Genomic DNA, 12,182 nt, shown 5'->3' with positions numbered 1-12,182 from the left:
AATCTCACAAGCTGTCTATGGAATGGGCTGATTTTTTAGCCAATGAAGCTGCTATTAATAGCTTATCCCCAGAGCAAACGGCAGCTTTTGTAGAGCGTTTAAAAACTGAAAACTCAGGAAAGAGTGAAGCGAAACTAGCCAGCAAATTAAACATTGGTGCAGCTGCTTTCAAAAAGCGAATGGCTGAGGTGTATGACAAGTTTGCCAAGAGTTATCCTGAATTAGACACTTCTAACAGTCGGGGTAAGCTGGAAAAGTTACGAGCTTGCCTGACAAAGAAATATAATGGGGGGCAAGATGCCCAATCAACTATTAAAGAAATTCATCACAATATTCCGCCTGCTGTCCCATTTAAAAAATTTGTGGGACGTGAGACGGAACTAGAAGAACTGCACCAGAAATTACAAACATCTCGGCAAGTTGCAATTGTAGCTGTGGCGGGTATGGGTGGAGTCGGGAAAACTGAACTCGCTACCCAATATGCGAAACAGCACTTGCAGAATTACCAAGGTGGGGTTTGCTGGTTATCTGCACAGGGAATTGATGTCGGAATTCAAATTCTGAGATTTGCTGAATTAAAATTTAAACTCATTGCACCGGATGACTGGGAATTAGCAGATAGGCTGAGATACTGCTGGCAGAATTGGGAAAAAGGTGAAGTCCTGCTGGTGTTTGATGATGTCACCGACTACAAAAAACAGGTTAAGCCTTATTTACCACCAGAATCACCCCAGTTTAAAGTATTGCTGACAACGCGCCTGGAGTTTGATAGAACTTTGCTGCAATTACCTTTGGGTGTTCTCAAACCGTTGGCGGCGATAAAATTATTAAAATCGCTAGTTGATAGAGAACGGCTGAAAAGCGAACCTTGGGTTGCGAGAAAAATTTGTAAATTCTTAGGATATTTGCCTTTGGCGTTAGAGTTAGTGGGGCGATATCTGGATACAATGCCAGATTTGTCTCTGGAAAAACTGCTGAAGCGGCTAGAGAAAAAGCGACTGGAACACGAAGCAATAGCCAAGGCTAACCCATTGATGCGTTATGAATGTGGTGTGGCTGAAGCTTTTGCACTGAGTTGGGAACAGTTGGATGAAAATGCACAAAAGAAGGGTTGTGGATTAAGTTTGTTTGCTTTGGCTGACATTCCCTTACCTGTTGAGGCGATAGAAGATGATCAACAACAAGAAGCATGGGAAAAAGCCATAGCCGATTTACTAAAATTGCATTTGCTACAACGACAAAGTAAAGGAATTTATAAGTTACATCCATTGATTCGGCAATTTTTCCAAATGAAGCTGGATGAGTCAAGTGAGGCAGATGAAGTAAAAACTTCCTTTGCAGCGCAAGCGGTAGGGGTAGCAAAACGAATTCCTCAACAGTCTAACCGTGAACAGATTCTCAACCTCACTTTATATATTCCGCACCTTGCAGAACTTGCAAGTTATTTATTTCGGTATCTTAGCGACGAGGATTTAATCACACCGTTCACACGCTTAGGCTGGTTTTATAAAGGTCAAGGACTTTATCAGCAAGCAGAACCTTGGTTGCAGCTGTGTGTAGAAGTGACTAAAAATCGTCTTGGTTTAGAACATCCTCATATCGTCACTAGCCTGAACAATCTCGCAGGACTCTACAAATCTACAGGACACTACAGGAAAGCCGAACCTCTGTATCAACAAGCTTTAGAATTGAGCAAACGCTTACTGGGAGATGAACATCCCCTTGTCGCCGCTAGTCTGCACAATCTTGCAGGACTCTACGAATATACAGGACGCTATAGGGAGGCCGAACCCTTGTATAAGCAAGCTTTAGAACTGAGCAAACGCTTGCTGGGAGATGAACATCCCTTTGTCGCCGTTAGTCTACACAATCTTGCAGGAATCTACAAATCTACAGGACGCTACAGGGAAGCCGAACCACTTTATCAGCAAGCTTTAGAACTGAGCAAACGCTTGCTAGGAGATGAACATCCTAATGTTGCCACTAGCCTGAACAATCTCGCAGAACTCTACAAATATACAGGACGTTACAGGGAAGCCGAACCCTTGTATCAGCAAGCTTTAGAATTGAGAAAACGCTTGCTGGGAGAAGAACATCCCGATGTCGCCACTAGCTTGGACAGTCTCGCAGGACTGTACAATTCTATAGGACGCTACAGGGAAGCCGAACCCTTGTATCAGCAAGCTTTAGAATTGAGAAAACACCTGCTGGGAGAAGAACATCCCGATATCAGTACTACCCTGAATAATCTTGCGTTACTCTACTTTCATACAGGACGCTACAGCGAAGCCGAAGTACTGTTACAGCAAGCTTTAGAATTGATCAAACGCTTGCTGGGAGACGAACATCCTGATGTGGCCAAGAACTTTAACAATGTGGCAGAACTCTACTTTCATACAGGGCGTTACAGCAAAGCCGAACCCCTGTATCAGCAAGCTTTGGCAATTTGTGAGCAGACTTTAGGTGTAGCTCATCCCAATACAATCACGGTTCGGGGAAATTATGCAAGGTTTTTAAGAGAAGCATATCGCTAGCGATCGCCCCTTTCCTCCAAACCGCACCAAATTGATGGTACACAATAGTTGTAGTTTAAAGCTTAAAAGCGATCGCCCATCAATTCTACCTTCAAATAGCGATCGCTCCTTCTTCTCTCTTCCTTTGCGGTTCGATTCTCATAGCAATCGATCGAAGCGCGTAGGCGTAGGTCGTCATAGACATCTCAGGCGTTTTAAGTTCTAAATGCTTTGACCTTCTGAGGCTCGACATTGACCTTCTGAAGGTCAACTGACAATGCCTAAAGGCGGTCACTGCTTTAAAACGTTTCTATACAAATGTATATTTCCCTCAAAGAGAGAAGATTTGCAAATCGAGACAAAGTAGAATCAAAAATAAAGTTAACAAACTATTATGCAATGGGCTAATTTTCTAGCCAAAGAAGCTGCTACTACTGGGTTATCTCTCGAACAGACGGTAGCTTTTGTAAACTATTTTAAGACTGAAAACTTAGGTAAAACAGAAGCTCAAGTTGCCAGCGAATTAAACGTTGATATCTCTACTTTTAAAAAGTGGATGGGCGAGCTATATGACAAATTTGCCCAGAATTATCCTGAATTAGCTATTTCCAAAAGTCAGAGCAAACTAGAAAAGTTACAAGCTTACCTGAGTGCAAAATATAATAGCGAATTGGATGTCCTCAAACCATTAGCGGCGATAAAACTATTAAAATCGTTAGTGGTTCAAGAAAGACTGCAACAAGAACCTTGGGTTGCTAGAAGAATTTGTAAATTTTTGGGATATTCACCTTTGGCATTAGAGTTAGTGGGGCGATATCTCAATAAAATACCGGATTTGTCTTTAGAAATACTGCTAAAGCGCCTAGAGAAAAAGCGAGAGGAACATGAAGCCGTAGCCAATGCTAACTCATTGATGCATTACGAATACGGTGTAGCTGAAGCTTTTGAATTGAGTTGGGAACAACTAGATGAGAATGCACAAAGCTTTGGCTGTTTCTTAAGTTTGTGTGCTTTAGCTGACATTCCTTTATCTGTGGAGACGATAGAAGACGAGAAAAAACAACAACTCAATCAAAAAGCGATCGCCGATTTACTGGAATTGCATTTGCTACAACACAAAAGTCAAGTAATTTATCTTTTAAATCCCTTAATTCGGCAACTTCTCAGAATAAAATTAGATAATTCAAAAGAAGCGGATGAAGCAAAAACTAAATTTGCAGCAATGATGTTAGAGGTAGCAAAGCTAATTCCGCAACAGCCTAACCCTGAAGATATTGTCAATTTCACTCCACATATTCCGCACATTACAGAAGTTGCAACCCACCTATCTCAGTATCTCAACGATCAAAACCTCATCGCTTTGTTTACTAAATTAGCTTCGTTTTATCAAGGTCAAGGACTTTATCAGCAAGCAGAATCTTGGTTGCAACGGAGTGTAAAACTAACTCAAAATCATCTTGGTTTAGAACATTCTTATATCGCTGCTAGCCTCAACAATTTAGCAGGGCTTTACGAATCTACAGGACGCTACACTGAAGCCGAACCCTTGTATCGGCAAGCTTTAGAACTGACAAAACGCCTCTTGGGAGACAATCATCTTGATGTCGCTGCTAGCCTCAACAATTTAGCATTACTCTACGAATCTACAGGACGCTATAACGAAGCCAGACCTTTATTTGAGCAAGCTTTAAAAGTGAGAAAACGCTTGCTAGGAGAAGAACATCCCGATGTCGCTACTAATTTGAGCTATTTAGCAGTAGTCTACGAATCTATAGGACGCTATGGCAAAGCCGAATCTTTGTATCAGCAAGCTTTAGAACTCTGGAAACGCTTAGTGGGAGAAGAACATCCCCATGTGGCTACTAGCCTGAACAATTTAGGAGCATTGTACTGTTTTACAGGACGCTATAGCGAAGCCGAACCCTTGCTGAAGCAAGCTTTAAAACTGAGAAAACGGCTGCTGGGAGAAGAACATGCCGATGTTGCTACTAGCTTGAACAATTTAGGACAACTTTACGAATCTACAGGACGCTACAGCGAAGCCGAACCCTTTTATAAGCAAGCTTTGGAACTGACTAAACGTCTCTTGGGAGAAAACCATCCCGATGTCGCCATTAGTCTGAATAATTTAGCAGCACTCTACCGTCATACAAGACGCTACAGGAAAGCCAAACCACTGTTTGAGCAAGCTTTGAAAATTTGCGAACGGACTTTAGGTGTCAGTCATCCTACTACCATGACAGTTCGGGCGAATTATGCAAGTTTTTTAAGAGAAACATAATCGCTTCGGCGGAAACCGCCGCTCCGACTTTTCGTTTTGTATCTAAGTTTTATCATCTATTAATGTCCTAACCACCTTGGGTGTTGCTATACAGCGTATTTCAGGTAAATGAAGTACATGGGTAGGGGCACAATATATTCATTGGTGTCAACTTAAGCTCAAACGCTTATCCCACAGGCATTTTACCCCACCCCCAACCCCTCCCCTTAGCAAGGGGAGGGGAGGTTTTGCGCCAGCAAAACCGGGGTGGGGTAACGCGGATCTTGATGGTAAGTGAGTAGAACTCGCTCATCACGTTTTCACCAGGGTTTCACGTTAAGTTGACACCAATGCACTATATTGTGCCCCTACAACGATCTGTACCTCACAAAGTAGCAATATACTGTATTAACGCTTCCCTTGTAGAAATCTTTACCTAACTGCAAGCAATAAAAAGGGCGATATTTCGCCCCTGTTTTCTGCTATTGGGATGTTGCCTGAAAACTAATATCTTTAATTACTGCCACACAAACACTTTAGCTTCGTATGGCCCCAAATCAATGATGATGCCATCGTCACCAGCTTCGACATCATAATTCGCCGTCCATTCGTGCCATGTACCAGCATCAGGAAAGTTAGGAATATGGTAGCCAGCTAGGAAATTTTCTGAGAAATTCGCCACCACAACTACACGAGAACCTTCTTCATTCCAACGGCTATAAGCTAATACTTTTGCCTCTGGATTTTCGTGGATGAAGTCAATGTTTTCAGTGTAGAGAGCATGATTACTTTTACGCAGATTAGTTAAGCCTTTGTAATATTCAAACAAACCACGATTTAAATCATTCCCTAACAGCGTCCAATCGATTTTAGCTGATTCCGGTTGTTTGGGTTTGTACTCACCAAATTCCTCACCCATCCAAATTAAAGGCACGCCAATAGCAGTCATTAGGATAGCAACTCCTAATTTAATCCGCCTAAAAGCTTCTTCATCAAAAATCTCACGGTTACCCAATTCAACCATGAGATGATTGTGGTCGTGGTTGGTGAGGTAATTTACTACATTAGTAGCGCCCATAAAGCCTTGACGTTTGCAGTCAATAACATCTTTAAGGCGTTCTAAATCAAATGTATCGCCGCAGATATGTTCTAAAATGCAGTGATAAAAACTGTCATGCCAGCAACCATCCATCGGCCCATCGACATTGGTAATGCTGGTAGTTTCAGGAATGTGTTCGGCGACGTTATAAAAAGGCTTCGGCCCAGCAGCATTTTTGGCTTCTTGCACTATCCAGTGCATGAAATCGTAGTTGGCAATTTGCCGCGCTGCATCATAGCGAATACCATCAATATGATATTCCTGAATCCAAAAACGGATTGTATCGCCAATAAATTTCCGCGCTGGATAAGTATCTAAATTTTCGTCGTAATGTTCATAATTAAACTCAGGCCCCCAGTTATTATCAGGGTCGCGGGGAGAGTGATGATACCAATAATCGTGGTCAATTTGCGTTAACGGGCTAGATGCTTCTGAGTGGTTATAAATACCATCATTAATTACACGAATGCCTCTAGCATGGCACTCATCAATGAAATTTTTTAATTCAGCGGTAGAACCATAACTAGATTCCGTTGCAAAGAAATAACGAGGATTATAACCCCAGCTATGATCGCCAGGATATTCTTTTATTGGCATCAACTCAATAGCGTTGATTCCTAATTCACACAAATAATCTAATTTTTCAACGATATGTTTGTATTTTCCTCGTGCATAAGGATCGTCTTCACCGCCAGAAAAATCACCAACATGCAGTTCATAAATTACCAATTCATGGTCAGCAGGTAAGGGCTTATCATCATGTTGCCAAACGTATGTATCAACAATTCTTTCCCCATCTTTGATACGGACAATACCGTTATCTTTTCCACCCACTTCATCTATATCAGTCGCATAAGGGTCTGTGACTTCAACCCATTGTTCTGGTTCAAAAAACCATGAATTTGTTTGAACTCGAAATTTATATTGATAATCGCCATCTTCTAATTCAACACTTGTGCGGAAATAGCCATCCTCACCTTTCTCCATTGGAATTTCTTTCCAATCAGAAAAAGAACCTATTAATGCGGCTCCTTTGTTGTATGGCGCAAATAAATTAAATTCAACTGGCTTTGCCATAGAAGTGTTTGTAAGACCGAGGATTGATAGAAATATTCTCTGACGATTAATTAAATTTGCGAATCGCTCTAGAGAATGAATTGAATAAATAGTGCTTCTATCTTCAGGAATAATTTAGAAATATATTTCAAGAACTTAGCTGTTTTTGTTTAAATTTGGCTTTTTATATTATTAATTTATTAAAAATTAATGGAATAAAAATAAAAATAATTTTCAAGAAAAACAATTTAAGTAAAATTGAGAATTCAGAATTCAAAAGTCAGAATCAAAAAATACGGTTATAAATCTTCTAATTCAGACATTGCTGAATTCTCAATTAGGAATTATAAAGTTTGTTTCAATCGATTGTTGTGCTATTTTGTTGCAGATAACTTAACAACCAATTTGCTGCTGTAGCCCTACGAGTTTGCCGTGGGCCAAATTCACCAATGTTGTAACCTTTGAAACCTAGTTTTTCTTTGAGCGATCGCTTATTTTCAGTAGGAATAGAACGAGTTAACTTGACTGTTGCGGGGCGAGATTCAATAAAATCTGGTGGTTGTGGGTACTCGTCCTGCCATTCTGGAGCAACTTGGCTATTATCCCATTGTCCAGTTGATGAATCATAGCGATAGCCCAAATAATGCCATAGCAAGTGATTAACTGTAGCATCATCTAGTTCATCTTTGAGAATTGCCCAAATTGTATCTGTATTGAGTGGTGGCAGATTAGACATAAGTAAATAAAAATTGAGAATTTAGAATCCAGAAATCAGAATCTAAGAAAACCTTTAAGATTAGCCTATTACACTTCCAAAGATAGGGGCAATTTTATTTTTATCTCCGCCCGCTGGAAGATTTATCTGCTACAAGCCTTAGACAAACTACTAAAAGTGACCCTAGATTAGGGCATTCGCTTTCCTCAGGAGGAAAAAATTATGGGAATAGGCGATTTGTTTAAGAATATAGTCGGTAACAAACAGAAACAACGCGATGAAGAATGGGATAATCGCGATCGCACCCAATATAGTTATCGCGGCGAAGACGACGATGAAGACCGCGAGTACAGACATCGCCGCAAAGACGACGATGAAGACCGCGAGTATAGATATCGCAGCGAAGACGAAGAGGACGAAGACTACGGCTACAGATATCGCCGCAAAGATGACGATGAAGACCGCGAGTACAGACATCGCCGTAAAGACGACGATGAAGATGAAGACCGCGATTAATGGGAGCAAATTCAAGTTAAAAACAGGTTGTGTATACAAAACTAGGTAGACTGGAAATCGTAAAGAACAGACCAGTCTATGCAGAATTCCACAGCACTGCCAAAGATCGTCCGCGCCCATGTATTCATTTCTGGCCGAGTCCAAGGAGTAGGCTATCGCTACGCCACTGTGGATACAGCTAGCCAGCTAGGATTAACTGGTTGGGTGCGGAATCTCCCTGATAGTCGAGTAGAAGCAGTTTTTGAAGGGGCACGAGAGATTGTAGATGAGATGGTTCGCTGGTGTCACTCCGGGCCACCTGCTGCTGTAGTAAAAGAGGTTGCTGTTGAGTACGAAGAACCTGAAGGGTTGCGGGGATTTGAAGTGAAGCGGGGAGTTGCGAATGGAGAGATGGGGAGATGAGGAGATGGGGTGATGAGGAGATGGGGAGATGGGGAGAGCAATAAATTTCTTAGTCAACAGATCTGTATGCCCTTGGGGTTTTTCCTGTCCATCGTTTAAAGGCGCGGTTAAAGGCACTCGGTTCAGAAAAGCCCAGTAAAAAAGCTACATCATTTATTGGAGTATCTGTTTTTTTTAAATGTCTTAGTGCTAATTCTTTGCGCGTCGCATCCAAAAGTTGTTGATATGAAGTACCTTCTGTTTGCAATTCTCGCTGCAAGTTACGGACGCTGATAGCTAGATTGCGAGCAATGGTTTTGATTGCAGGAACTTCTCCTTTTAAGTGTTGAGAAATTGCTTGAATAACAAGGTTGCTATAGCTTTTCTCGTGGCTCATCTCGTCTAACATGGCTTTTGCATGTTGTTCAAAAATAGACAACAGGCTGGGATTGGCTGATAAAACTGGCCAATCTAAACAGTTGGCATCAAAAATTATTCGATTTGTTGGTGCCCAAAAACGTATATCTGTGGAAAAGATCCGCTGATATTCAGAAATATCATTTGGGCGTGGATGTTGAAACCAAACTGTCTGGAGATAAAGCTGCTTTCCTGCGAGCATTTTTGTTGCAGCCATCAAGGCAGTAAAGGTACTTTCTATGGGGTGTCGGGGTTCTTCTAATAAATAATTTTTTAAGTGGTCTACGATTTCGCAATCACATAATACTTGCCCTTGTAAAACTGAAAAATTAATGTAAACTCCTTGGCTGAATAAATTAGTGTAACGAGAGAGTTTTTCTAGAACTTGCTTGAATGTATTGCAATTTAATAGTACATAGCCGACAATACCGATCGCAGCTACATTAAATGCTTCCCCTAAGTGCAAGCCGAAGTTTTCATCACCTGTCATTTTAACTACTTCACGCCACAAAGCTTTTAGGGGCGCTCCAGTAATCTGCCGATCTGGCAGATCTATCAGCGCTAGTTCAATTCCCGCAGCATCACACAACTTCTTCGCATCTACGCCGTAGGTTGCTGCATATTGAACGATATCTCGAACAATGGAGACGGAGAAAGTAGCCTCTTTCATAAAGCATTCAGGCGGAGTTTTCTAAATCGGCGTCTTCGGTCAATTCTTTGGCGCAGGATGTCAATTCAAGATTTTGCAGACAGCATACCTTGAGAGTATGAATAACGCCAAGGAAATTTCTGAAAATGATATCTGCAAAATTAGACCCTCACTTTACTGACGCATTTTTCACCGCAGACTCAAACAACGAAGAAACTAAGAATCCTGTAACGGGCGATCGTATGACGATTCTTCGCTCAACTTATGATACCAATGGAGAGTATGTAAAATTCCTGTTTCAACTGCCACCCGGATCGCAAGGTAGCCCGCTACACTATCACGATACTAAGACAGAAATCTTCGAGGTTTTGAGCGGTTCGCTGGAAATGGAAGTTGGCGAACAAGGAAATATTAAAGTATTGCAGCCGGGAGAAGTATTGCAAGTTCCTCCAGGTAGGCATCATAGTTTCCGCAATACATCTAATGATTGGGTGACTTTCACTTCTGAAGTTCGACCAGCTGGTGAATTTGAACATTTTCTGCGATCTTTGTATGGACTGGCGATCGATGGCAAGGTAAATAAAAAAGGAACCCCTACAAATCTGTTGTAATTTGCCTTGCTGCTCGAAAAAGCAGACACCATCATCGTTGGCCCCCCAGTGTTTGTACAAAAGCTAATAGTCGCAGTTTTAGCTACAATTGCTCATTTTTTGAACGTAGATCGGTCATTACTTAAATACAAATAAGTAAGATAGTGTGGGAAGAGAGACGGAAAAGATTTCTTCCCCACTCCCGAATTCCGACTTCAAACTAAAATCTATGACTTCAAGCATTTCTACCAAACCTCGGAAAATACCTAACCAAGCGATCGCAGCGAAAATATTTCATTGGTGTAACATCATTAGTCTGTTTCTCATGCTCGCCAGTGGACTACAAATTTACAACGCCAACCCTGTTTTTGGTGGACGTGCAGGCTTACACATTCCACCAATATTTACCTTGGGAGGTTGGCTTGCAGGAGGTAGACATTGGCATTTTGCAGCAATGTGGCTCTTTTCATTGAATCTATTGTGGTATGGAATTTATATTTTAATTACCCGGCGCTGGCGGCATCGATTTGTAGGAGCTAACGACCTCAAGGCATTACAAAAAACTCAAAATTACAAGCGACTCATTTATGCTTGGCATCGTCTCACATATACAGCAATTATTCCAATTTTACTATTAGCAATATTTACAGGAATAGGAATGTATAAACCCGCTCAATTTCATTGGATTGTAGATTGTTTTGGGAGTTGGCAAGCGTTAAGAATTGTTCACTTTGCTTCAGTACCAATGGTTATTTTATTTGCAGTGATTCACTATTTCTTAGGGCGTCAAGCAGGGGGTTCTGAACTTACAGAATCAATGTTTTGGTAAAAAAGAAAAGGACATTGGGAACGCTGACTATTGAGTATTAACTTGGAGTCAGGAGTTTCGTAGTTTGGGTTGGCGAAGGTAGCAAGATCCCGCAGGATAACCCAACCTACAGTTAGTATTTTTGTGTCAAAATATTAAATTTAATGGAAGATTTGATAGATCCACAGGGGTATACGCTACCTAGATGGGAATGCGTTAACAAAGGACTCGATCGATGGGATATGTAATTGCAACTGCAAATATGAAAGGTGGCGTTGGTAAAACCACCCTTACTGTCAACTTAGCTACGTGTTTAGCTAAAAATCATGGCAAGCGGGTGCTTGTTCTTGATTTGGACAGCCAGATTAGCGCCACGCTTAGTCTGATGTCACCATTAGATTTTGCTAAGCGTCGCAAACAAAGTAAAACATTTAGATATCTCATAGATGAGGTTATCAACCCAGAACCAGAAGCAAAGCTGACAATTCAAGATATTATTCATTCCCAGGTTTGTAATCTTCCTGGACTAGATTTATTACCGGGAGATATCGATTTGTATGATGAATTTGTTGTGTCGGAAATGCTGCATCAACAAGCAACTGCTTTAGGCGAACAAGACTTTGAAACGATTTGGAATCGCTTTGAAAGAGTTTTGATAAACAACATTTTAAAACCTGTGCGGCAAGAATACGATTTTATCCTTCTTGATTGCGCCCCCGGTTATAATCTTTTAACCCGTAGTGCTTTAGCAGCCAGCGATTTCTACATACTCCCTGCGAAACCCGAACCTTTATCTGTAGTGGGTATTCAACTACTAGAAAGGCGGATTGCTCAATTAAAAGATAGCCACGGAAATGAAACCAAGATAGATATAAAAATGCTAGGAATTGTCTTTAGTATGTCTAGTGCCAATCTACTGACTGGTAGATATTATAAACAAGTGATGCACCGTGTTGTTGAAGATTTCGGTGTTGAAAAAATTTGTAAGGTACAAATACCAGTTGATGTTAATGTTGCTAAGGCTGTTGATAGTTTTATGCCAGCTGTTTTAAATGCCCCTCAATCGCCTGGTTCAAAAGCATTTTTTCAATTAACTCAGGAGTTATTGCAAAAACTGTAGTCCTAACTAATCATTCATAAACAACAAAATTCCCTAATTGTCAAAGAATTTAGGGAAT

Annotated in this window: 10 protein-coding genes; 7 read left to right on the top strand and 3 right to left on the bottom strand. The window is 41.0% G+C overall.

What is annotated here, in order from left to right; translation table 11 throughout:
* The first annotated feature begins 17 nt into the window (after window positions 1-17).
* On the top strand, window positions 18-2,534 hold the full coding sequence (locus tag NSTC745_RS32685; protein ID WP_445634738.1) for a tetratricopeptide repeat protein: 2,517 nt from the start codon (window positions 18-20) through the stop codon (window positions 2,532-2,534).
* 373 nt (window positions 2,535-2,907) lie between these two features.
* Window positions 2,908-4,794, top strand: a complete 1,887-nt coding sequence (locus NSTC745_RS32680; protein ID WP_445634737.1) for a tetratricopeptide repeat protein — start codon at window positions 2,908-2,910, stop codon at window positions 4,792-4,794.
* 496 nt (window positions 4,795-5,290) lie between these two features.
* Here NSTC745_RS32680 and NSTC745_RS32675 read toward each other — a convergent pair whose 3' ends face one another.
* Both NSTC745_RS32675 and NSTC745_RS32670 read right to left on the bottom strand, forming a co-directional pair.
* Window positions 5,291-6,973 (bottom strand): alpha-amylase family glycosyl hydrolase, encoded by a 1,683-nt coding sequence (locus NSTC745_RS32675; protein WP_445638736.1) that lies wholly within the window; start codon window positions 6,971-6,973, stop codon window positions 5,291-5,293.
* 313 nt (window positions 6,974-7,286) lie between these two features.
* Window positions 7,287-7,664, bottom strand: coding sequence for a DUF1823 family protein (locus NSTC745_RS32670; RefSeq protein WP_445634736.1), 378 nt, complete (start codon window positions 7,662-7,664; stop codon window positions 7,287-7,289).
* Between the two features lie 201 nt (window positions 7,665-7,865).
* Between NSTC745_RS32670 and NSTC745_RS32665 the strand changes: the two genes are divergently transcribed.
* Both NSTC745_RS32665 and NSTC745_RS32660 read left to right on the top strand, forming a co-directional pair.
* Entirely contained in the window at window positions 7,866-8,159 is a 294-nt protein-coding gene (locus NSTC745_RS32665; protein ID WP_445634735.1) for a polyribonucleotide nucleotidyltransferase, read from the top strand.
* A 78-nt stretch (window positions 8,160-8,237) separates the two neighbouring features.
* On the top strand, window positions 8,238-8,561 hold the full coding sequence (locus NSTC745_RS32660; RefSeq protein WP_445634734.1) for an acylphosphatase: 324 nt from the start codon (window positions 8,238-8,240) through the stop codon (window positions 8,559-8,561).
* Window positions 8,562-8,610: 49 nt separating this feature from the next.
* Here the strand turns inward: NSTC745_RS32660 and NSTC745_RS32655 are convergent, their stop codons facing one another.
* Complete coding sequence (locus NSTC745_RS32655; RefSeq protein WP_445634733.1) at window positions 8,611-9,627, bottom strand: AraC family transcriptional regulator; 1,017 nt, start codon at window positions 9,625-9,627, stop codon at window positions 8,611-8,613.
* 125 nt (window positions 9,628-9,752) lie between these two features.
* On the opposite strand from NSTC745_RS32655, the gene NSTC745_RS32650 reads away from it, so the two are divergent.
* The 3 genes from NSTC745_RS32650 to NSTC745_RS32640 all read left to right on the top strand — a co-directional run bounded on the left by NSTC745_RS32650 (window position 9,753) and on the right by NSTC745_RS32640 (window position 12,124).
* Window positions 9,753-10,217, top strand: a complete 465-nt coding sequence (locus tag NSTC745_RS32650; RefSeq protein WP_445634732.1) for a cupin domain-containing protein — start codon at window positions 9,753-9,755, stop codon at window positions 10,215-10,217.
* A 208-nt stretch (window positions 10,218-10,425) separates the two neighbouring features.
* Window positions 10,426-11,025, top strand: coding sequence for a cytochrome b/b6 domain-containing protein (locus NSTC745_RS32645; RefSeq protein ID WP_445634731.1), 600 nt, complete (start codon window positions 10,426-10,428; stop codon window positions 11,023-11,025).
* A 214-nt stretch (window positions 11,026-11,239) separates the two neighbouring features.
* Window positions 11,240-12,124, top strand: a complete 885-nt coding sequence (locus tag NSTC745_RS32640; RefSeq protein ID WP_096537882.1) for a ParA family protein — start codon at window positions 11,240-11,242, stop codon at window positions 12,122-12,124.
* Window positions 12,125-12,182 lie beyond the last annotated feature (58 nt).

Source organism: Nostoc sp. DSM 114161, assembly GCF_052692665.1.
The sequence above is the reverse complement of the archived record's forward strand: the minus strand, read 5'-3'. Positions and strand labels throughout refer to the sequence as shown.